This window comes from Acidiferrobacterales bacterium (assembly GCA_028820695.1).
GTDB lineage: Bacteria > Pseudomonadota > Gammaproteobacteria > Arenicellales > JAJDZL01 > JAJDZL01.
This window is the reverse complement of the sequence record JAPPIB010000050.1, coordinates 200,536-222,717: the sequence shown is the minus strand read 5'-3', so window position 1 is coordinate 222,717 and position 22,182 is coordinate 200,536. Positions and strand designations below refer to the sequence as shown.

20 protein-coding genes are annotated in these 22,182 nt (G+C 51.8%); 4 read left to right on the top strand and 16 right to left on the bottom strand.

Annotated features, from left to right (window positions below; translation table 11 throughout):
• Positions 1-182: 182 nt before the first annotated feature.
• From OXI60_09240 to OXI60_09230, 3 genes are all read left to right on the top strand, one after another.
• Positions 183-392 carry a hypothetical protein gene (locus tag OXI60_09240; GenBank protein ID MDE0309997.1) on the top strand — a complete coding sequence of 70 codons (210 nt, stop codon included), beginning with the start codon at positions 183-185 and terminating at the stop codon, positions 390-392.
• 99 nt (positions 393-491) lie between these two features.
• Positions 492-1,457, top strand: coding sequence for a PDR/VanB family oxidoreductase (locus OXI60_09235; protein MDE0309996.1), 966 nt, complete (start codon positions 492-494; stop codon positions 1,455-1,457).
• A 390-nt stretch (positions 1,458-1,847) separates the two neighbouring features.
• A complete protein-coding gene (locus OXI60_09230) occupies positions 1,848-2,927 on the top strand; it encodes a Zn-dependent alcohol dehydrogenase (protein ID MDE0309995.1) in 1,080 nt (359 codons plus the stop codon).
• Here the strand turns inward: OXI60_09230 and glmM are convergent, their stop codons facing one another.
• From glmM to OXI60_09165, 13 genes are all read right to left on the bottom strand, one after another.
• Positions 2,928-4,295, bottom strand: a complete 1,368-nt coding sequence (gene glmM / locus OXI60_09225) for a phosphoglucosamine mutase (protein MDE0309994.1) — start codon at positions 4,293-4,295, stop codon at positions 2,928-2,930. It lies immediately after the preceding gene.
• Between the two features lie 79 nt (positions 4,296-4,374).
• Positions 4,375-6,285, bottom strand: a complete 1,911-nt coding sequence (gene ftsH, locus OXI60_09220; GenBank protein MDE0309993.1) for an ATP-dependent zinc metalloprotease FtsH — start codon at positions 6,283-6,285, stop codon at positions 4,375-4,377.
• Between the two features lie 182 nt (positions 6,286-6,467).
• A complete protein-coding gene (locus OXI60_09215) occupies positions 6,468-8,159 on the bottom strand; it encodes a thiamine pyrophosphate-binding protein (GenBank protein MDE0309992.1) in 1,692 nt (563 codons plus the stop codon).
• Between the two features lie 45 nt (positions 8,160-8,204).
• A complete protein-coding gene (locus OXI60_09210; GenBank protein MDE0309991.1) occupies positions 8,205-8,999 on the bottom strand; it encodes an alpha/beta hydrolase in 795 nt (264 codons plus the stop codon).
• 15 nt (positions 9,000-9,014) lie between these two features.
• Positions 9,015-10,052 carry an LLM class flavin-dependent oxidoreductase gene (locus OXI60_09205; GenBank protein ID MDE0309990.1) on the bottom strand — a complete coding sequence of 346 codons (1,038 nt, stop codon included), beginning with the start codon at positions 10,050-10,052 and terminating at the stop codon, positions 9,015-9,017.
• Positions 10,053-10,265: 213 nt separating this feature from the next.
• On the bottom strand, positions 10,266-10,793 hold the full coding sequence (locus tag OXI60_09200; GenBank protein MDE0309989.1) for an RlmE family RNA methyltransferase: 528 nt from the start codon (positions 10,791-10,793) through the stop codon (positions 10,266-10,268).
• A 245-nt stretch (positions 10,794-11,038) separates the two neighbouring features.
• Complete coding sequence (locus OXI60_09195; protein MDE0309988.1) at positions 11,039-12,277, bottom strand: aminotransferase class III-fold pyridoxal phosphate-dependent enzyme; 1,239 nt, start codon at positions 12,275-12,277, stop codon at positions 11,039-11,041.
• A gap of 541 nt (positions 12,278-12,818) precedes the next feature.
• On the bottom strand, positions 12,819-13,361 hold the full coding sequence (locus OXI60_09190; GenBank protein MDE0309987.1) for a S8 family serine peptidase: 543 nt from the start codon (positions 13,359-13,361) through the stop codon (positions 12,819-12,821).
• A 5-nt stretch (positions 13,362-13,366) separates the two neighbouring features.
• The gene (locus OXI60_09185; protein MDE0309986.1) at positions 13,367-13,576 is read right to left on the bottom strand and encodes a hypothetical protein; all 210 of its coding nucleotides are present in this window, start codon (positions 13,574-13,576) and stop codon (positions 13,367-13,369) included.
• Positions 13,573-14,319, bottom strand: coding sequence for a hypothetical protein (locus OXI60_09180; protein MDE0309985.1), 747 nt, complete (start codon positions 14,317-14,319; stop codon positions 13,573-13,575). The genes OXI60_09185 and OXI60_09180 overlap by 4 nt, the downstream gene beginning before the upstream one ends.
• Complete coding sequence (locus OXI60_09175; protein ID MDE0309984.1) at positions 14,312-15,625, bottom strand: aspartate aminotransferase family protein; 1,314 nt, start codon at positions 15,623-15,625, stop codon at positions 14,312-14,314. The genes OXI60_09180 and OXI60_09175 overlap by 8 nt, the downstream gene beginning before the upstream one ends.
• Complete coding sequence (locus OXI60_09170) at positions 15,622-16,788, bottom strand: Xaa-Pro peptidase family protein (protein ID MDE0309983.1); 1,167 nt, start codon at positions 16,786-16,788, stop codon at positions 15,622-15,624. Before OXI60_09170 ends, OXI60_09175 begins: the two co-directional genes overlap by 4 nt.
• A 19-nt stretch (positions 16,789-16,807) precedes the next feature.
• Positions 16,808-18,316, bottom strand: a complete 1,509-nt coding sequence (locus tag OXI60_09165) for a M81 family metallopeptidase (protein ID MDE0309982.1) — start codon at positions 18,314-18,316, stop codon at positions 16,808-16,810.
• 191 nt (positions 18,317-18,507) lie between these two features.
• On the opposite strand from OXI60_09165, the gene OXI60_09160 reads away from it, so the two are divergent.
• Positions 18,508-19,008: a DUF3830 family protein gene (locus OXI60_09160; protein ID MDE0309981.1), complete on the top strand. Its 501-nt coding sequence runs from the start codon at positions 18,508-18,510 to the stop codon at positions 19,006-19,008.
• Between the two features lie 63 nt (positions 19,009-19,071).
• Here OXI60_09160 and OXI60_09155 read toward each other — a convergent pair whose 3' ends face one another.
• The 3 genes from OXI60_09155 to OXI60_09145 form a co-directional block, all read right to left on the bottom strand.
• Positions 19,072-20,388: an aminotransferase class III-fold pyridoxal phosphate-dependent enzyme gene (locus tag OXI60_09155; GenBank protein ID MDE0309980.1), complete on the bottom strand. Its 1,317-nt coding sequence runs from the start codon at positions 20,386-20,388 to the stop codon at positions 19,072-19,074.
• A gap of 47 nt (positions 20,389-20,435) precedes the next feature.
• The gene (locus tag OXI60_09150) at positions 20,436-21,227 is read right to left on the bottom strand and encodes a transporter substrate-binding domain-containing protein (GenBank protein MDE0309979.1); all 792 of its coding nucleotides are present in this window, start codon (positions 21,225-21,227) and stop codon (positions 20,436-20,438) included.
• A 189-nt stretch (positions 21,228-21,416) separates the two neighbouring features.
• A complete protein-coding gene (locus tag OXI60_09145; GenBank protein ID MDE0309978.1) occupies positions 21,417-22,169 on the bottom strand; it encodes an amino acid ABC transporter ATP-binding protein in 753 nt (250 codons plus the stop codon).
• Between the last annotated feature and the right edge of the window lie 13 nt (positions 22,170-22,182).

Below are 22,182 nucleotides of genomic sequence, written 5' to 3'. Positions count from 1 at the left end.
GGCTTACGGCTCCTTTCCTAAGCGATTTGTCTGTGTGTGGACACCCGTCGTGTGCATTATATTGTCGCTGTATAATTGGCGAAATTTCAGTTTTTCGCATTCAGATCAACACACTTGATTTGTCGCCGGCGAACAAACAGGCGATTTTTCTACCGGATTCCACAAACCTGCAGGATGGAACTATGACAAGCGTGCGGTATATGAAGATTGGCGAGATCGCAGACGGCCTGAAACCGGTCAATTCGAGGTTCGTCAACAACTATGGTCTGTTTCTCAACCAGGTCCAGAGCCCTTGCGCGCCGACTCTCAGGCATACCATAGGTATGCTGCTTGACTTCGCCGGTGAGCCTGTTTTACCGGGACAACATTTTGTTGATGGCTTTGAGCATTGATACGCAAGAGAACGCGATTGGGTTGATGATGGCTTGCGATTAACGTATTGACTGTTTCTTTTGTCCATTCACAACTCCTGCTCTACCGGTATGTCACCAATGAAGAAGTTCAAGGTTCAGGTCGACTCGATCAAGTCTGAAACCGAAGAGATTCGCAGTTACGTACTGGTTGACCCGGAGGGTGGTGAACTGCCTGAATTCGCAGCTGGAGCACACATCGACCTGCATCTGGACAACGGACTCGTCCGTCAGTTTTCTCTCTGCGGGCCTGCATGGGAACGACAGTCCTACCTGATCGGAGTGTTGCTCGAACAATCGGGGACCGGCGGTTCGCAATATATTCACAGCAACGTCCGGGTCGGGGATAGATTGGAAATCTCCGAACCCAAACGCTGGTTCAAGCTGAATCCGGATGCCCAAACGCATCTGATGATAGCCGGCGGAATCGGTGTGGCGCCAATTTTAGCCATGGCCTACTCGCTGGAGCGGTCCAAGGCGGACTACATATTCCACTACTGCACAAGATTCCCCGAACAGACAGCATTCATGGATGAAATTACAGGACTGGTCAAACACGGCAGCCTTCACTGGCACTTCGACGGCGGCAATCCGGAAAATGGCCTGGATTTCAAGACGACACTTCAGGATTATTCGCCAGGCACGCACCTTTATTACTGCGGACCTGTAGGCATGATGAACGCAATTGCCGACGCAAGCAGTCATTGGCCGGAAGGCACGGTACACTACGAATTTTTCTCAACCGACGGAGTCGTGTTAACCAATACAGATTCATTTGATGAGAATAAGGAGTTCCAGATCAGGATTTCGAGCACCAACACGTTATATTCGGTGCCTGCGCACAAAACGATTGTCGAAGTCCTGAGAGAGAACGGCCATGACGTTGACACATCGTGTGAGGATGGATACTGCGGGACCTGCCTGACGCGTTATCTGCAAGGCGAACCTGATCATAGAGATCAGATTCTCGACGACGAAGATCACGAAGAATATGTGCTTATTTGTTGTGCACGGTCACGTACACAAGAGCTTGTGCTTGATCTTTAGTGCGTTGGCAACCAAAGCCTGATGCGGGCATTCACACGACTTCCGATGTCTCGAATCATCTCGTCGATTCTCTTAGCGCAAGTGCCTTGGTTGACATGTATGCATCTATAATGCCGCGCTAACCAGGATTTAAGCGAGTGGATAAGCATCGAGTCGGCCAAGGTTGGATCTTCCAATTGAATTCGTAAGTTTCGGTTGGCAGATTCAAGCTGTCATCGACTCACGCGATAATTCTGATTCTTACAGGAATCTATGGCGATCTGCGCAAGATCCAGGTTCGATGCTAAAGACAACTGGACGATTGTTTTGCCGCACTCGCGAATTTCCTGGATCGGCACTGGGTTGACATCCCGCCAGTTGATCAGACAGAGGTGAATAATGGCAAGTTTAATGAAAGCAGCCGTCAGCTACAACTTCGGAAAACCGCTCGTGATTGATGAGATCAAGATTGATGATCCCAGAAAAGATGAAATAAAGATCAAGGTGACTGCATGCGCCATCTGTCACAGCGACATCTTGTACATGGACGGCGCCTGGGGCGGCAGACTGCCGACAGTCTACGGCCACGAGGCAGCGGGAACCGTCGAAGCCTGTGGCCCCGGAGTCACAAAGGTGAGGCCGGGCGATAAGGTGATCGTCTCCTTGGTGCGACATTGCGGTGGTTGTTTTTTTTGCGATCACAATCAACACACCCTATGCGAACACGAATTTGCGACCGATGAACCTAGACGATTGCAGGCAAGCAACGGAATTGACATCCACAGAGGACTGAGAACAGGTTGCTTTGCGGAATATGCAGTCGTTCATCAGTCCCAAGTTGTCGCAATTCCAGACGAGATGGACTATGCGAGCGCGTCGCTGTTGGCCTGCGGAGTCATCACGGGATTTGGTGCAGTCATGAACACCGCTGCTGTCAAACCGGGCACTCATGTCGTCGTCATTGGTGCGGGAGGTGTCGGTATCAACTGTATCCAAGCCGCTCGCATTGCGTCTGCGGCTACAGTTACGGCGATTGACATCAACCCGGATCGGCTCGCCACTGCCAAGCGCTTCGGCGCTACCCATACGGTTGATTCCAGCAAGTCTGATGCCGAAGATTCCATCCGGCAAGTCACCGCTGGACGCGGCGCGGACTATGTTTTTGTCGCTACCGGCCACCCGGAGGCGGTGACCGGAGTCTTTCGCTTCCTGCGACTCGGAGGCACACTGATTTTGGTTGGAATGCCCGCGGAAGGCTCCAAGTTCTCGATGGAAACGGTTGACTTCATCGACGCAAACCAATCCATTCTCGGTTGCAAGATGGGCAATCCCGACCTCGATTCTGACATCCCCAAGCTGATCGGATTGTACCAGTCAGGCGAATTGGAACTGGATGCACTGGTAACAGGAAGATTCCCGCTCGAAAACATCAATGATGCAATTGAGTCGACCCGCCAAGGAGTCGGAATTCGCAACGTCGTGATGATGTGATCAGGCTAATGCGGTCGCAGACTCGGACTCTTCGTCAACGACATTCGATAGTCGATCCGCAATCCGACCAATTTGATCAGCGTCATAGCCTTCGACCAGAATCCGAATGGCCGGTTCGGTACCGGATGCACGCAGTAAAATCCGCCCCTGGGTGTCAAGCTCTTTCCTGGCGACATCGACCGCCTCTGTAGTCCTGGGCCAATGACTGGCATCGATCCCCTTGATCGGTGAGTTTTGATTCCTCAAGGGGACATTTCTGGTCACCTTCGGAACAAGTGTCAGTTCCTTTGCGAGTTCTTTCAACGTCTTTCCGGATTCGATCACTTCCGCAAGCACCTCCATCGCCGCGATCAGCCCGTCCCCGGGGATGCCAGCCTCACCGTTCAAGATATGACCGCATTCCTCACCGCCCAGATTCCAGTTCAACTCTCTCAGACGCTCTGAAATGAATCGATCGCCAACCTCAACGCACTCAAACGGAATCTCCCTGGCCTGCAGAGTGTCTCTCAATCCCATGTTACTGAGATGGGTTCCGACCACGCCACCGCGCAGCATTCCCTTGCGCTTTCTGGAAACAGCAATGATGTACAGAATCTGATCGCCATTGATCAGGTTGCCTGCAGCATCAACCATAACAACCCGATCACCGTCTCCATCCAGTGCAATGCCGATATCGGCGTGATGCTCCAGTGTCAGGTTCCGAATATACTCGGGGTTGGTGGAACCGCAATTCAGATTGATATTGAATCCGCTCGGCGTGTCAGCAACTGATACAACATCCGCGCCGAGTTGCGACAGCAACATCGGCCCGATCTTGTAACTTGCCCCATTCGCACAATCGATAACAATCCGCAGTCCATCCAGCCGACTAGGCGCATTCGAGAACAGATAGCCGACATATTGTTCTACCGGATTGTCAATTCGGCGTGCCTTTCCGAGATTATGCGCATCAACCACCTGAATCGGACCATCCAGCCTTGCTTCAACTCTTCGTTCCATCGAAGCAGAGATTTTCAGTCCATTGGACAGGAATACCTTTATACCGTTGTCCTGGACGGGATTATGTGACGCGCTGATCACGACACCGGCACTCGCGCGGGAAACGCGGCTGAAATAGGATACTGCCGGAGTGGACACCGGGCCCAGCAACGCGATATCGACGCCCGCTGACAGGAGGCCGCCTGTGAGTGCTGATTCGAGTACGTAACCGGAAACCCGGGTATCCTTACCAACAATAACCTCACAGCGGTCTTCGCTGCGTTCGTTCAGTACCGACCCGAGCGCCCAACCCAACTTCAATATCGTCTGAGGTGTAATCGGCTCACTGCCGAACTTGCCTCGAATCCCGTCAGTACCAAAGAGTCTCATCAGGAACCCGGGCTGGAATCACAGCGCAATATGAACAATTGAGGCTCGTCAATTGTCATGAGTTGGAACGAGTTGACGGTTATGAAGCTTCTCCGCTTGCCGGGCGGTCCATTTGAGGCTTGACGGTCGGCTTTGTTCGTTTGCCGTTCGTACTATCGTCAGTTGAGGACGAGGAATCGTCCGCGTCAGATGTGGGTGGTTGGGGAGATTTCCCTGCCATAATGTCGTCGATCTGATCAGACTCCAGAGTTTCCCACTCCATCAAAGCATTCGCCATTATCTCGATCTTCTCCTTGTTGGACTCAATGATCGATCTTGCGCGTGAATACTCCTCATCAATGATGCGGGTGACTTCCTGATCAACCTGCTCGGCAACTGCGTCGCTGAGATTCTGATGTGTGGTGACGTCTCGGCCAAGAAAAACCTCAGATTGGTTGTCACCATAAACCCGCGTGCCCAGTGAATCGCTCATACCCCAACGGGATACCATTTTCTGGGCGAGATCGGTTGCCTGCTCAAAATCATTGGAAGCACCGGTAGTCATCTGATCCATGAAGATCTCCTCGGCGATCCGGCCACCCATCAGTACAGCAATTCTGGCCAGCAGGTATTCCCGATTGTGACTGTACCGATCTTCTTCCGGCAGTTGCATGGTCACACCAAGTGCCCTGCCGCGCGGTATGATCGTAACCTTATGCACCGGGTCGGTATGTTCAAGCACTTTGGCGACAACCGTGTGTCCTGACTCATGATAGGCTGTGTTCCAGCGCTCTTCCTCGGGCATGACAATCGAACGTCGCTCGGTTCCCATCAGCACTTTGTCTTTCGCCATCTCAAACTGTTCCATGGTGACAGTTTTCAGACTGGCTCTGGCCGCGAACAACGCAGCCTCATTGACAAGATTTGCAAGATCCGCACCGGAAAAACCGGGTGTTCCCCTGGCGATAATGCTCGAATCCACATCCTTGCCGACACGTACTTTCTTCATGTGCACATTCAATATCTGTTCCCGTCCGCGAATATCGGGGAGCGGAACATGAACCTGCCTGTCAAACCGGCCAGGCCTTAGCAGTGCCGGATCCAGCACATCAGGCCGGTTGGTGGCTGCGATCACAATGACACCTTCACTGCCTTCGAAACCATCCATCTCAACCAGCAGCTGGTTGAGGGTCTGTTCACGTTCATCGTGACCGCCGCCGAGACCAGCGCCGCGCTGGCGACCAACAGCGTCAATCTCATCAATGAATATGATGCACGGGGCATTCTTCTTGCCTTGCTCAAACATATCCCGTACACGCGATGCGCCGACTCCGACAAACATCTCAACAAAATCCGAACCGGAAATTGAGAAGAACGGCACTTTCGCCTCACCGGCAATCGCTTTCGCCAGCAAGGTCTTACCGGTTCCTGGACTTCCGGTCATGAGCACCCCTCGGGGAATTCGTCCACCGAGATTGGTGAACTTGGTCGGTGAACTGAGGAATTCTACGAGTTCGCCGACTTCCTCTTTGGCTTCCTCGACACCCGCTACGTCCTCAAACGTCACGCGGTTCTTATCCTCAGTGAGCATACGCGCTCGACTCTTTCCGAAACTGAGTGCTCCGCGACCGCCACCGCCCTGCATCTGGCGCATGAAGAAAATCCACAATCCGATCAGCAACAGCAATGGGAACCAACTGATGAATAACTGCATCAGCAACGAAGGGGATTCCTCTTTCTGGGCGACAATCGTCACACCGGCCGAAACCAGATCGTCGACGAGTTTGGGATCATCCGGAGAGTACGTGACAAAAGGGGCACCGCTCGTAAAGCTGCCCATAATCGTCCGACCGTCAATGACAACTTTGCTCACCCGACCATTCTTGACATCGGTAAGGAATGTGGAATACTCCAACTCCTTGCGGGATGCCTCCTCAGTCGGTGCGAAATTCTTGAAAATCGCCATCAGCACCATCGCGATGACGACCCATAAAATGAGGTTTTTCGTCAAATTGCCCAAATCTCTTCTCTTGCTTGCGCCAGTACCGTAACTTATTCAAACCTGTTGGTAAGATAGTGGGGACAATGCCGCGACTTTACAAGTCCTGATTCGACCTTTTACCAATCCGGACCTTAAATTTTATCAGATTTCGAGTTCCGTCAATGAATGTTGCTTCAACAGCTCATGAATCTCTAATTCTTTGCACGATGCTGGAACGAATCCCGACGAAAGCTGTATAGTGCATCCGGGTCGATCTGAACATCGATAACGACCGGTCGATCGCGACTCATTGCGCCGCGCACAGCATCACCGATCTGCTCAACCCTGTCCACCCGAAATCCAATGGCGCCATACAGTTCCGCGATCTTGTCAAATGGTGGACTGCTCACGTCGCTACCGATAAATCGACTGTCGAAATAGTCGCGTTGGTAGGCTTTCTCGGCACCCCAGCACTGATTGTTCATTACGATGGTGATCGTATTGATGCGGTGATCGACCGCGGTACTCAATTCCGACAGCGTCATTCCGAATCCGCCATCGCCCATCAGGCTTACAACGGTCCGATCCGGCATGGCCAGCTTCACCCCGAGACCACAAGCAAATGAGAATCCAACCAGACCAAAATCCAGGGGTGTGAACAGCGAACGGGGCATCCAGTAGTTCATCGCATCTGTGGCCTGAAGACACAATGTGCCTGCATCAAGCGTGTATGCGGTGTCTTTCGGTAAAGTATCACGCAATACCTTGAAAAGAGCGCCCGCCTGGATTGGATTTGCATCCAACGCAGCGTCGGCGTCGCGTCTTTCAAGATAGGTTGTTCTCTCCATTGTGGCTGTTTTTGTCCAGCTATCCGCGAGGCTCGGCGAATTCAGGGCCTTCAGTGATTCAGTCAACTGTGCCGCTGTTGTACCGGCATCTGCCCAGATACCGAGTGAGACGGGGAAGTATCGTCCGATCGCTGCAGGTTCCAGTTCGACCTGGATTATCTTCGCCAATCGGTTGATGTAATCGTGGGAATAGAAGGTTGAATTGAACCCCAGTCTTGTCCCAAGTGCCAATATCACATCCGCTTCCTGCACCAGCCTGGAGGCGACTGGATTTCCTCGGGGACCCATCTGGCCCAGGTTCAGGGGATGATCATGCGGTAACGCATCACCGTGTCCGGGCGAGGTCACTATCGGAGCATTGATAAATTCCGCCAATGCCACTGTTTGTCCGCATTCGCCTGAATCCTTTATACCACCGCCCGCCACAATGACGGGTTTTGTGGCAGCGGCAAGGACAGACGCGGCCTTTTCGATCTGCGGGCCGGGTGCGGCAGGCAGACTTTCGGTCCGATACTGTTCGGGCGATTGAAAACTGCCGAATTGTGCGCTGTTCGCCAGAATGTCACGGGGAATGTTGAGCTGAACCGGTCCGCGGCGCGGTGACATTGAAACGCGAAATGCCTCCCGCATCATTTCCGCTACCCGTGATGTCTGAGTGACGGTCCAAGTTTTTTTGGTGATCGGAGTAAACAACGACTGCTGGTCGACTTCCTGAAACGCATCGCGATAGATATGTTCGCTTGACAAGGCGCCGGCAATTGAAATCACGGGCGAATATGCGGCCCTGGCTTGCGCCAGCCCAGTTACAAGATTGGTCGCCCCTGGTCCGTTCTGGCCCGCTACAAAAACACCGGGCGTTCCGGACGCTCGTGCAAACCCGTCCGCCATATGGACGCCTGTTCTCTCATCGTGTACACCGATGAAACTGATTTCCGATACATCATACAGTGCATCGAATAGCTCCATGGTGGCGGAACCGATCAGACCGAACACATGTCTGACAGATTCTGCGCGAAGACATTCGATCGCGGCCTGCCCTCCTGTCAATCGTGCCACAGGTCTGACTCCAAAATAAAACTTGACTGTTGCCGCAATATCACATCAATTCATGCACTTTCTGAGGAATTCCTCTATCGGCCGGAGAAACATCTCCGGTTCTTCCATCAGGCCCAGATGCTGTAGTTCGGGTATGATTTCAACCTGAGCGTCGGCGATCTCCGAGGCGATTGCGTGAGACATCGACGGTGTGCTGCCCGAATCGTTCTCACATGTGATCACCAGTGCCGGGAACGCAAGTGGAGGTTGCGGACGAATCAGCTCTGTCACACCTTTGGCCAAAACCACTCTGGAATGAAAATAGATGGTTGGTTCGATGCTGCCGACCCAGCTGCGGACATCATTGATCACATCGGGTCTCGCTGACCGGAATTTCGGCGTGAACCAACGGACAATCGATTCGTCCAATGTGCCCTTCGGTCCCTCTTCAGCCGTATTTTGCACGCGCCTTTCGATTGTCTGCTGTTGTTCTGGATTGCGCTCATGTGGAGAATTCAGGATAACCAGAGCCTCGACGCGGTGCGGATAATCAATTCCGAAGCGCCTGTTGATCATGCCGCCGAGAGAGAATCCGATTACAACACACCGGTCAACCTGCACTTCGTGCAGCAGATCATTCAACTGCCTGGAATAAAGTTCAAGTGAGATATCAGACGGTACGCGGCGACTCTCACCATAACCGTATAGATCATAGGTCAAAACATGATGGCGACGGGATAGCGCCGGCACGTAATCCCGCCACATCTGACGATTCAGACCCAGTCCGTGAATCAAGACAACCGCAGGATTACCGGGGTTTCCTGTCAGTTCGTACGCGGTACCGTTTGGCAGTTGAGGCATCTTTTCATCTCCCGATCAGACAAACTCAGGCATCACCTCATTGCAGAACAGATCAAGCGATCGTTTCTGAAAATCGTGCCCCAGTCCCATACTCGTCAAATACACAAACTCGTCCACTCCGGCATCCTCATACATTTTCAATTTTCGGATCACTTCTTCGGGACTTCCGAGCATCAGGTTCTGTTCAAGCATGGCTGGGTGAAACTGTTCTTTTTCCGCGAGTTCTTCCAACGGTATCTGCTTTGGAAATCCATTGATGACATCACCAAGATTCAGGAATAGGTTTTGAAACATGCCCATACTTTTCTGGATGGCAGCTATCGCGGCTTCGCGGTGCCGGGCGTTGTCGTATATCGAGGTATGCCGCATCACGGCAAAAACAGGGCGATGTCCACCACTCGATTTGGCCATGGCTTCGGTCAGCCGGGTTTTGTACAGCTGCACCTCGGAAAATGGCCGCGTCAGTGGCCAAGAAATAATGTTGCAGCCGTTTTCCACCGCATAGTCAAATGTGATTGGAGCTCTCGCAGCTACCCAGATGGGCGGATGTGGGACCTGGACCGGTTTCGGGACTGAAGTTGACGTCGGAAACGACCAGAATTCTCCATTGTGCTCGTAGTCTCCCTGCCACAATTTTTTCACCACCGGCAGCATTTCGTGAACATACCGATACGCATCGGGTTGCTTCAGACCGGGATGCATGCGATCAAATTCTCTCTGATATGCGCCAGACCCGATTCCAAACTCCAGACGGCCGTTACTGATCAGATCGACCAATGCCGCTTCGCCGGCCAGATTGATCGGATGCCAGTATGCTGCGACCGCGACTGCACTGCCAAGACGAATATCGCTGGTATGTGCGGCCCACCAGGTCAGCAATTGAAACGGATTTGGAGCAATCGTCATTTCCAATGCATGATGCTCCGCGGCCCAAACGACATTGAAGCCGCTACGGTCTGCCATCTGCACCATATCCAGGGTATGCTGCATCACCGTCGGCATGTCGACGCTGCCGTCCATCCGTTCCATGTTGATTGCCAGTTGAAATCTCACTCTATCTGTCCTCTGTGTGGCTCGCTGACCCAAACACCAAAATCGCAAGGTGGCGAGCCGTCGCAAATGGCGTTGTCATGCTTAGCGAAAAATCCAGAATAATTGTTCCCGGTTGCTTGGATTCGATTTGCCTGAATCGGGTCGGAACGGTGGTGATTCCGCGGCTCAGACGGAAGCGCACTTTGAGTATCGGCTTGCGATCATATAGGATTCCTAGCTCCTGGAGCGGGAGGCCTTGGGCTTGAAAACACTACAGGCTTCGAATCTCGACTCGCACTGCTTTCTCAGTGTGCCTGAATCGTGGTCTCGAAAAAACTTGAATACCAACGTTCCGTCACGGTCGAGAATCAAATCGCACACATCATAGATTGCTTCGTATAGATCAGAAAAGTTCCTAGAGTCCACACTTGAGATCCCTGTCAGATTAGGCGCCATATCAGAAAGAACCAGATTGACTTTCTGAGTTCCGAGCACCTGTGCCAGATTCTTCCGAGACTGCTGTTCGGTTATATTGGATTGAATGAAGTGCACCTGGTCTAAAGGTTTCAACTCAAGGACATCAACTGCAAAGACCGTGCCGCCGGATCCTATACGCGAGACTGCGTATTGGCACCACCCACCAGGCGATGCTCCGAGATCCAGCACCGTCTGATCCTGACTGAAAAGGTTGAATCTATGGTCCATCTCCTGAATCTTGAAATACGAGCGGGACCTGACGCCCAAACGAACCGCTTCACGCACAAATCTGTCCGAATTGTGCCGACTTTGCCAATTTGACGATCGTCTGGATTCACGAGCATATCTTGTCAAAAGAAAAATCCTATTGTCGGGTCATCTAGGTTAATGGTGTGAACATCTCAGCGACCGCGGCTGATATGGATGAACTCGAGGCTATTGTCAGGCAAGACCTGCGGACTCGAGTCAACGGATACGAGGGAGAAATTCTATGCTCGGCACCACGAGAACCAAAGGCATCACCTCACCCGTCAAGCGTTCCTTTGGTTTATCAGGATATTCCTGGTAGTGTCTAGGGTTACTTCGATATCTTCCTCAGTATGGGCGAATGAAATACAGCTTTGCACGGCTTCAACCGGAAAGTGAAAAATGCCTTTCATGACCAGCAGTTTTTTGTAGCGGACATCAAAGTTAGAATTATGGTTAAGCGCAATATCTTTCCATGAGGTCGGCTCGTGGTCCATAAAATAGACTGCAAATGCGGAGCCTTCCCGTACCACGGCAGCTGGATAATTCTCTTGCGAAAACGCATCGTTCAAGCCCTCCTCCATCAGCTGACCGAGGTGATTAATGTGCGCATAGATCTCATCTGCGCGGTCTCGCAGTTTCTCAATGGTGGCCATGGCTGCAGCGACAGCCATTGGATGGGCGTTAGAAGTTCCAGCCACAAAAACCTGCCGACTCGGGTCGGGATGATCCACGTACGACATGTATCTGGATTTGCCGCCCAATACACCAATGGGATATCCACTTGCAACGGTATTGCCAAACACGCTGAGGTCGGGACTGACGTTGCAAATTGACTGGTAACCACCCAGTGCGCTTCGAAATCCTGTCTTGATCTCATCGAATATCAGCAAAGTCCCATAAATGTCGCAAAGCCTGCGTATGGATTCCAGATAGCCCGGCTGTGGCTTGACAACGCCGATATTTTGCAGTACCGGCTCCAAGACAATGGCCGCGATATTATTGAACTTGAGAACATTTTCGACCGCTTCAATATCATTGAATTCAACAACACGGGAATATTCGCCGGCGTTTGAACCCATGCCTGCTGAAATCGGCCTCAATTCATGCTCTTTTCCCGGTTCGTGATTCTGAAGCGCTTCCCTTGAGTCCTTTAGATTGAAGGCAACACTATCCATCCAGCCGTTGTAACCGCCCTGCATAAATAAGATTTGATTGCGATTGGTAAATGACCGTGCTATACGAATGGCGATGGCGATGGCTTCCGTACCACTAGCAGTCAATTGAATCTGTTCAAGACCGGGAACCGTTTCGACAAGCAAATCTGCAATCCCTATCTCCCACGGAGTGATACCCCCTCCGATCAGCGACTCACCTCGCGTCAATGCTTCCGTGATCGCCCTATTGACATCCGGGTCAGCATGTCCGAGCAGTTGGGACGCGAAAGCACCATGATAATCAATGTATTTACGATTGCGGTGGTCGAATAGATAAGCACCTTTCGCAGATACAAAAAACCGCATGGGTTCAATCTTCCGGTTCAGCGACATAGCGCCACCGGCTATCGATTTTAACTGTCTTTGTGAACTCTCAAAATTCTGAATAATCATCTTCAATTATCTTGATCGCTTGTTTTGCTTTACTGTACAAAATGCACTTGACAGCTCAATTCGGTGTCATCGCCCCATACATTGTGCTTGCGATATCCGTGATGCGATTTCGTCCAAATGTTCGATCTACACGTTGATGATATCGACAAACCGAAGGTTTCTGCCATTCTATCATATTAGGCGCCCTTGAGGACACACAGTCCCACGTGTTTCCCACGCTGTTTTGCGGCCGAACGCCCGCTGACGTCCTTATTGAGGACGAACGCATCCGCGGCAGGTCACAGCACCTGCAGCAACTGACAGAATCGGAAAATGGCGGGTGGCGACTTACGGCGGCGAGAGCAGCGCGTCGAAAGCCTCCTTGCGGTTCAGGCTGAAGTGACGCAGCGCCTGTGGCACTGAATCGAATCGATCTTGCCAGATGATCAATATGAACTTCCCAAGGCCAATCGACTCAGAACCGCTGACACCAGGCAGCGATGATGCTTTTTTGCGACTTCGCATCTCGAACATGTCCGGGATTGTTTGGATCTTCGGCTGCCTGATACCCAACTGCCCTGACCCCATCGCCTGGAGCGGCGATACACCAACTTGCAGCAATGCCACAGCGGTTCGAAAAACCTGAGATGTTTCCCGAACTGTCGGCTGACACCACGGCGATGCTGTGACCTTGAAGTTCACTGATGCGCGCCATCATTCCGGCGTATATCTCCGGCGAATTTGCGTTCGGAATGTTGCCGTTACAGGCGTCGGTTATTCCATTGTCACTGCACCCGCTATCATTAGCTGCGTTTGCGGCGGCCCAGACAAAGACTGTCTTGTTGGCTGAACCTGTCTGTGCCATTGCGGAAATCGTGTGCGAGAAGTTCTGACGTATCTGCTGCTCGGTGTAAGCTTCGATTGTTCCAGCTGCACCAACACTCAAATTCAGAAAATCAACGCTGTCATTGATTACGCCTGCATAGATTGGCCGCCAGTAACTATCTGTGTTTCGCAAGCTGGCTAACTGTTGGCCGTATAGGTTCCTCCACCTGATCCAAGTGTCATCGCGTAAGCACGAAGATTTGCTCCCCGCGCTACGCCATGAAAATGCACGTCCTGAATGTTTGCCGGCCAAACAGTGTTGAACTCAAGCGAACCGATTATGCTTGCCACGGCAGTACCGCGGGAGTAATCATTTGGAGCGGAAAAAGCATATTTTGCTTCGTTCAATTCCACTTTCCTGAAATAAGCGAGCCGAATCTGTCATCAGATACAGACAGTCCCGCTAGATTTGTCGCGTTCCACATCGTCACGCCGTTGGCAGTGAAAACCGGAATACCGGCTGCTTTTTCAAAGTCACTTGCAGCAAACAGTGTTGGCATTGCGGTATCAGGTATCAACAGTACCTCAGCATCCGGATGAATCGTATCCGGGATATGTTCAATGATGAATTCGGGTTCGAAAAGCGCAGCATCCCAGCCGGATGCAGCATTCAGCCAGTTCATGCTCAGCACTTCAACATCGAATTGTCCAAGAAAAGACTTCAGTGCTTCAGAAGCCGCTTTTGGGTAGGTCGATAAGACACTCACGCGGGTGAAATTGCAAAGACGAAGCGCTTCGATAAATGCCAGTGATGTACTGCCGGATGGGACGCCAACCGTCTCGGTCAGTGTTTTCAGCTGAGCTTCGGCGTGTTCGCGACCGCGAATGAAACTGCCGCTGGTACACGGCCAATAAACACAATCAACACGAAGCGGAATGAGTCTGAGAGCGGCTTCAACCAGCCAGTCCAGGCGCGAGGTTTGGTGCAGGGCGTCGACATCGTGATCGTTTTCCCCGTCGCCGCCGACGCGGGTACAGGTAAGGTACAGCCTTGCCAGATCTCCGGTTTCTTCGAGAAATCTGTAAAAGTCGTGCTCAGCTCCGCCCCCTGGCCATACAAATCCAATTCGACCCTGTTGACGATTATTCATCCAGATTCCTCCATACATGCCGCGCATGTTCCAGCGTTTCCGCAATATCGTCCAAGCTGTGGGCCGTAGACAGAAACCATGTGCCGCGGGCGGTAACCCTGCTTCCGGCCGACTGTAGCCTGGCATAAAACATCTTCATTAAATTGAGATCGGTGCGCTGGTACTGCCGATAGTTGGTGACGCTGTCTACCGAACCAAAAATCGGATGGAAAACCGAACCCATGCCTTGAACAGAAAATTTGTAACCGGCAGCGCGGGAATCTCGCTCTAGTTGGTGCATCAGGTGCCTGCCCAATTCTTCCATCTCGCGGTAGGCTTCTCCACCGTTTGACTCCAGATATTCGATAGTGGCAATGCCCGCCGCAACACACATGACATTGGCATTGTAGGTACCACCATGCATTACTGGACGGGAGTGCAGAAGCTCCATGATTTCTTTTTTGCCGGCAAGAGCTGCCAACGGAAAACCAGCCGCCATTGCCTTGGCGAATATGGCGAGGTCGGGGGTGATGCCGAGCAAGCCCTGCGCACCTGACAGACCCACCCGAAATCCCGTGATCACTTCATCGAAAATCAGCGTGACCCCACATTTCTCCGTTAACTCCCTGACTCCTTCCAAATATCCCGGAAGTGGAAAAATGGCGCCGGTATTGCAATTGATAGGTTCCATGACTACCCCGGCGATTTCCGACCCTCGAGTTCGCAATACTTCAGCGAAAACATCCAGATTGTTCCATGGTAGAGTGATCACATCCTCAAGCGCAGCTGCAGATTGTCCTGGAGTCTGAGCAACACTGTTTGGCATGTTCTCAGCTCCTGCATCTTTGAGCGCCGGATGCACGCTGATAAAAACATTGTCGGTCCAGCCATGATAATGTCCTTCGAACTTCACAATTTTTGACTTTCCCGTTGCCGCTCTTGCCAGCCTCACAGCCGCCTGTATCGCTTCTGTTCCACTGGATGCGAAACGAACAAGTTCGGCGCATGGAATGATTTCCACCAATTTGCGGGCGAGGTGAATTTCGAGACTAGTCTGGCCGGCGAACAGTTGGCCCATCGCCAGCGTTTCCCTGACCCGTTTCAGTACCACTTCAGGTGCATGTCCGAGAATTATGGGCCCGTTGGCCAAAGCATAGTCGATGTAGACATTGCCATCTGCATCAGTAAGCCTTGCGCCGCTGCCTTTGTCGTAAAAAAGCGGAACCGGGCTTTCTCCGTAGCCGATATAGCGAAAGTTGCTGCTGACGCCGCCCGCGAGGTATTGTTTTGCAGTTTCGTACAGTTGTGTGGATTGTTCGAACTTCATGGGTTTACTCGGTGCAGCGCCAGCGGAAGGTCGCTAAGCGTCTTAGGTGGTCCTTCCTCACTCACAACAAAAGTCTCGCTGAGGCCGACCCCGAACTCGCCGTTCACTCGAAGCGTCATCGGGATGTGAAACACCATCCCGGCCTTAAGTGGACGATGGTTGGAAGGCACGATGGCGAATCCTGACTCTTCCCCCCAGGTCGGCGGAAATCCGATGCCTACCGGGTAGCCGTATACTTCGTGAAACAGTATCTGGTCGCGAATCGGTGCAATTCGGGATGCTGCAACGGCTGCCACATCGGACGCGAGCGCACCGGCTTTTGCCGTCTCCAGCATTGCTGCCACTATCTCGGTTTCGAGTTCAGCGAATTCCTCAATTTGACGGTTTGCCTCACCCACCACAGCCGTGCGCATCAAAGGAGCATGGTACCAGAAGTGGCTCGGGGAACATTCAATAAAGACGGGGTCTCCCTCCTGAATCCGGTAGCCGAAATTACTATTGTGAGGCATGCCAGAGCGGTAACCGGCAGAGATAATCGGGTAGACGGAAAAACCAAGGCTGTGTTGATCGATCAAAACAGAAGCCACGCGCGCTGCAATGCTTGAATCGGTTACACCGATATCGATACGGTCGAAACCGCTGCGGATCGCCAAATCAGTGATTTCGGCAGCTTTTCTCATCACACTGAGTTCAGCCGGTGACTTGATATTTCGTACCGAGTCGACTAGACCGGACCCGTTCACGACATTCGCTTGATTCAGTGCATCTTTCAACTGGTCATGCATTTTAGGGTTCAGATACCTGCTCTGGGCCTCAATACCGATCCTGCCTTGCAGAAGATTGCGGCTCGTAATGACTTCCAATGTAGCCTGAATCGGATCGCAGTGCGTTTCATACAGTTCAAGTTCCGCCAAAGTTGCGGAAGCCTCGAACCGCCCGCGCTCAAATTGCCACAGCAGCATGACCATCGGGCTGTTTGAGGGGACGATAAGGCATTGGTAGTCCCACAAATTGAGCGTGTGGTGACCGCACAGGTAGTAGATGTTGGGTGCAGAATGCAGAATTAGCGTGTCGATGCCGCGCGCCGCCATTTTCTGCCGAGTGTTTGCCAGCCTCGTTTCGAATTCCGGCTCTTTAAATACGGTTTCCCGGGGTATTGTCATGATTTGTTTCTGATCGGGTCTAAGTCGAATATGTCGCGTGCTGCTCAAGCGGATACAGGTGTCTGGGTCGATTATGAAACGCAAGCCGGGACAAGTCTGCGGCGCAAATTCCGGGGGTATCTGCGACTAGAATCTTGCCGGCTATCTCACCATATGCCGCTTTCCATGCAATTGCAGACTTAACGACAATAATTTTCTGATCTTTCGGTTCAATATTCAGGCTGCGCAACTGTTCGGCATCAAAAGGCATGCTCCGCCTTGATGTGAGGACGATTTGAACATTACCGGACAGCACCACCGCGGTTTGTCCCATTGACGTAATATAGCCCGTCATGTAAGAGCCCTTGTGTTTATATTCCCCATCTGAGATGGACTGAACCACCGCAGATGTTTCCACTGGAGTTCCGTGCAGACTGTCCGTTTTGCCACCAATCGTTAACTTTAATCGACTGCCGATACCGGCTTGGATAGATTCCGTAACCGCTTCCGGATCGTATATCACGATCACTGAGCGTGCGGCGTTGTGTTCCAGCAGTGCGTGCAGGACACCTGTTCCGTCCCCGGCACTGCCTCCCCCAACATTGTCTGATGGCTCTACGATGATGACCGGGTGTGCGCAATTGCCGAGCGCCGTGTCAACACATTCATCTACCGATACCAGGTTGTCCTGAAACTCGTGTCGCAGTCGCCACAGGTGGGTGGCTACTGAATTTGCTGCGAGATCGACTTCACGCACCTTTGTCCCATACACGACTACAGACGCTCCCAGGTGTGCGACATCACTATAGGGGAATCCCATGGCAACGGATGCGCAGGTGATTGCGGGACTGCATTCAATTTCATGAAGCCGCTGGATGATCTGCGACATTGGAAACTCGTCTGTCTGCTGTTTCAAAGGGGAGGTTAGCAACGGAACTTTGCGCAATGCGCATTCAATTTTCCGCTCATCAAACAAAAGCTGCTTGAGGACGTTAATTGCTTCAACTCCGCGTTCTGCCATATCCACATGCGGGTAGGTGTCGTATCCAATCAGTACTGAAGCGTACTCGAGCATGGCTTCGTTTAGATTCGCGTGATAGTCGAAAGTTGCAACAACGGGAACATTGTCGCCGACAAGTGTGCGGACCTGTTCAAGAATATAAGCGTCCGCACTTTCGATTTGCTCAGCCACGGCCGCACCGTGCAGTGCGAGTGCGACGCCATCAAGAGGCATCGCGTTGCGCAACTGGTTCATCAGCTGGTCAAGCAGATGGAAAAATGTTTTACTCTCAATCGTGCCGGAGGGCACAGCTGCCGCAAATGTAGTTGGCACGGCAGCGAAATTCAGCTCAGTGAGCTGACGGATGAATCCTCCAAGTTCCGAGTTTGTATCACGGTAGCGTTCAATCAAGTCGCTTCCTGTTACAAACTGATAGGCTTTGAAGTCCTCCAGATGGGTGTTCTTGGCCGCGAAGGTATTGGTCTCATGCCAGATGCCACCGATGGCAACTGCAGGTGTATTCGGTAGCTGATAAACTGATTGCGGCATGCACAGAGCAATTGAAACTTACTGTTGTCCGAATTGTATATGCAAACCTGGAAAAGCCCTGACGATTAATCCTATCGCCCTGAAAGCCTGCCATATTGGTGAAACCAGCCGTTCAGCGTCACTATAATTCGATCGACAGCCAGATATTGATACGATACGGAAGGATTTCCGTGTGCTAATGGAGACAGCAAATGAGTAACCGGTTGAAGTACGTACGCGTCGGAATGCGCAACAACGGTGCCAGCGTGAAATTGAAACTGCGTTGGGATCATTCACCTAAAACCTGCGAAATAATCAGCAAAGCGCTACCGTTCGAAGGTGACATGTGGCATGCAAAGTACGCCAATCACGAAATCTATACACTGCTTCCGGTTGAAACCGTTTTCGGTGAGGATCCCCCAAAAGAGTGGTTGTGCATGTTTCCGGCACCCGGAGACCTGATGTACATTTTCCATCCCGAGGGCTTGCTGCCAGCAGAGTCGTGGACGCCCGAAAGTGACTTTCACATCGTTGATATTGCACTATTCTACGATCGCGGCAACAACCTCTATGGACCAAGCGGCGGCAATACCGGCAACATTTTTGCTACGGCAGCCGACATAGAAGAATTGGAGCGATTTGCAGCGGAGTGCATCAATGTGTGGAAATCGGGATTCTGGGGCGAGCGCATGTATGTTGAAGCGGCGCAGTAGTGCAGGGCATCTGGTGCGCGCCAACGGTCTCGCCTGACGTAAATTCAATAAGCGAGCAGTCTTTTAACCGATTTCAGCCAGAACTTTTTCGGTGATCGACAGGGTTTCGTCGATGTCCGAATCAGTGTGAGCGAAGGAAATGCTCCCCTGCTTGGTCGTTACAGGAAAGTGAAATACCCCGCTTTCGATCAGTGCCTTGCGATATCGGACATCTCGCTGCGCGTCATTGTTGCGAGCGATATCTGACCAGTTGACAGGTTCATGATCCATAAAGTAAACAACAAATGCAGAGCCTACCCGAACGATTGATGTTGGGTAGTCGCAGCTCGAAAACAGATCATTTAATCCGGATTCCAGTTTCTCCCCGAGTCTGTCCAGATGTGAATAAATCTCATCACCGCGGTCCCTGAGCTTTTTCACTGTCGCAATCGCAGCAGCCACAACGAACGGATGAGCGTTATAGGTGCCTGCAATCAGCACTCGTTTCGTAGGGTCCGGGTGACAGCAAAATGACATGTACTCCGCTTTGCCCCCAACAACTCCGAGGGGATAGCCGTTGGCTGCGGCCTTGCCGAAAACGCTAAGATCGGGAGCTGTATTGCAAATCGACTGGTAACCGCCAAGCGCATGGCGAAAGCCTGTCTTGACTTCATCAAAGATGAGCAGCGTACCGTGCCTAGAGCACAGTTCCCTGACAAAATCAAGATATCCCGGCTGCGGTCTGACGATGCCAATATTCTGTAGCACAGGCTCAACAATGACTGCCGCGATCTGACCGCTTTCGAGCAGTGGCACCAAAGCCTCTTTATCGTTGTATTCGACGGCATGTGCACCTTGCGGAGTTGCCGCGTGCATACCGGCGGAAATCGGGCGGAGCGAGTGTTCTTCACCGCGACGGTGATTTTTGAAAGTTGATGAAGGGTCCATCAAATTGAAGGCGACAGAATCCATCCAGCCGTTGTAGCCGCCCTGCATGAACACGATGTCGTTTCTTTGCGTGGCAGCGCGTGCCAGTCGTATCGAAAAGGCAACCGCCTCCGTGCCACTGTTGGTCAGTTGCACCTGTTCCAGGTAGGGCACTGAGTCGACCAGCAGATCAGCAATTTCATGTTCCCAAGGCGTGGTTCCAGCACCCATCAGCGACTCGTTTCGAATGATCGAGTCAATGACCGCCTGGTTGACATCGGGATCTCCATGCCCCAGCAGATAGGGTGCGAAAGCGGCGTGATAGTCAATGTATCTTTTGCCGGTATCGTCCCACATGTAGGCACCCGACGCGCGCACAAAAACGCGCATCGGGTCAATCAGTCGATTGAGCGACATGACGCCGCCCGCGATGGATTCAGGTTTGGGCGGGACCTGATCTGCCGAGCGGTTCATGTACTGATTCTTAGGTTGTACTGCGGTGTTTGACCTGGAAAGTCACATTACTCCGCGGTGACCATTTCATACCACTGGTCTTTCAGTCCTTGCTGCTCGATCGTCTCCAGCCAAACATTGATGAAGTTGACAAAGTGATATTCGCCCGGCTGTACCGCATAGGCATAACCTTGCGGATTGAGCGGTGCGTCATCAATGATACGCAGATTCATGCCTGGATTCTGCTTGATGAAATTACGCAGTGATGAACTGTCGGTCAAAACCGCATCAGCTCGTTTGCTGGCCACTTCAAGAAAATAGGTTGACAGTTTGTCACTCACAAGTGGCTTGACTTGTGCCATTTTGAAGAAGCGATTGGCAAACGCTTCGTCTGCTGTGCCCGAACCGACTGCGATGATCATGCCTTCCTTATCCAGATCACTGTGTGATTGGGCATCGGAGTCCATATGCACTGCTGTTCCCTGCGTTTCGTATCCCGAGGGATTCGAAAACAAAACTCGCATTGCTCGTTCGGCTGTACGAAACATTGGAGACATCACAATATCGCACTTTCCAGTTTCCAAACTCGGAATCAGGGTGCCCCACTGCGAATCGACAGGTTTGTAATCGACTCCCATAATACCAGCGAGGTGTTTTGCTGCTTCAATGTCGGTGCCGACCCAGTTCCCTGTTTTCGGATCCTTGGCTCCCCACGGCAAAGCTTCTGCATGACAAACGAGAATTTCCCCTCTCTCCTTGATTACGCCGATGAGATTGTCCTGTGCGACAGCGGATCCCCACCCGACAGCAAGTAAACTTAATACTACGCCAAGTTTGATGATTAATGCTCTAAAAATCATAACTTTTCCTCCAGATATTCATTATGGTTCCCTTCATCGATTCTTCACGATGGGGAGAGATTCTATGAAACTCAACCCCCATTGTAATGATTTGTTGCCCCGAAGTGCCATATTCCACCATACGATTCGTATCCTTGAGTCAATGCCGGAGCTGTAAATCAAGTTGTGATACATCGTTGGGTGAGTCGTTTACAGGATGTTTAACAGGAACTGCTGAAGCTTTGGATTGTCCCCACCGCGAAAAAACTCATCAGTATCTGCATCGACAGCGAACTGTCCATCGGCCATAAACAACATACGACTCGCAGCTTCTTTCGCAAACCCCATTTCGTGCGTGACGATGATCATTGTCATTCCGGAGTGTGCAAGTTCTCGCATTACATCCAGTACTTCAATGACCATTTCGGGGTCGAGCGCAGAGGTCGGTTCATCAAACAGCATAGCTTGCGGTTTCATCGCCAGCGCTCTGGCAATAGCCACTCGCTGTTGCTGGCCGCCGGATAAGTGGTTGGGGTATTTCTCAATTTGCTCGACAATGCCGACGCGTGAAAGCAGTGACTCGGCCAAATCATTTGCCTCAGTCTTTGACATTCCCCGGGCAACCCGCGGCGCAAAAGTTACATTCTCGCGGATTGACATGTGCTCAAACAGATTGAACTGCTGAAAAACCATCCCGACTTCCCGTCGCACTTCTTCAACATCTTTTTGACTGCCGGGCAAATGTGTGTTGTTGACGATGATTTCTCCGCTGCTCACCGTTTCCAACACATTGATGACGCGAAGGAAAGTCGATTTTCCACTGCCGGAAGGTCCGACAACGCAAACGATTTCACCCTTGTCAATGTCGATGGAAACATCATCCAATGCCTTGAACGAGCCAAAGAGCTTGGTAACATTTCGGCAGGAAATGAAGCGTTCGCCGGATGTTCTTTCAGATTCCATTGAATGGTGACCT

Bases quoted from the DNA above. Each gene is read 5' to 3' on its own strand.
- OXI60_09240 (MDE0309997.1), top strand. From the start codon at position 183: ATGACAAGCGTGCGGTATATGAAGATTGGCGAGATCGCAGACGGCCTG.
- OXI60_09235 (MDE0309996.1), top strand. From the start codon at position 492: ATGAAGAAGTTCAAGGTTCAGGTCGACTCGATCAAGTCTGAAACCGAA.
- OXI60_09230 (MDE0309995.1), top strand. From the start codon at position 1,848: ATGAAAGCAGCCGTCAGCTACAACTTCGGAAAACCGCTCGTGATTGAT.
- glmM (MDE0309994.1), bottom strand. From the start codon at position 4,295: ATGAGACTCTTTGGTACTGACGGGATTCGAGGCAAGTTCGGCAGTGAG.
- OXI60_09210 (MDE0309991.1), bottom strand. From the start codon at position 8,999: ATGCCTCAACTGCCAAACGGTACCGCGTACGAACTGACAGGAAACCCC.
- OXI60_09195 (MDE0309988.1), bottom strand. From the start codon at position 12,277: ATGCGGTTTTTTGTATCTGCGAAAGGTGCTTATCTATTCGACCACCGC.
- OXI60_09180 (MDE0309985.1), bottom strand. From the start codon at position 14,319: ATGAATAATCGTCAACAGGGTCGAATTGGATTTGTATGGCCAGGGGGC.
- OXI60_09175 (MDE0309984.1), bottom strand. From the start codon at position 15,625: ATGAAGTTCGAACAATCCACACAACTGTACGAAACTGCAAAACAATAC.
- OXI60_09170 (MDE0309983.1), bottom strand. From the start codon at position 16,788: ATGACAATACCCCGGGAAACCGTATTTAAAGAGCCGGAATTCGAAACG.
- OXI60_09165 (MDE0309982.1), bottom strand. From the start codon at position 18,316: ATGCCGCAATCAGTTTATCAGCTACCGAATACACCTGCAGTTGCCATC.
- OXI60_09160 (MDE0309981.1), top strand. From the start codon at position 18,508: ATGAGTAACCGGTTGAAGTACGTACGCGTCGGAATGCGCAACAACGGT.
- OXI60_09155 (MDE0309980.1), bottom strand. From the start codon at position 20,388: ATGAACCGCTCGGCAGATCAGGTCCCGCCCAAACCTGAATCCATCGCG.
- OXI60_09150 (MDE0309979.1), bottom strand. From the start codon at position 21,227: ATGATTTTTAGAGCATTAATCATCAAACTTGGCGTAGTATTAAGTTTA.
- OXI60_09145 (MDE0309978.1), bottom strand. From the start codon at position 22,169: ATGGAATCTGAAAGAACATCCGGCGAACGCTTCATTTCCTGCCGAAAT.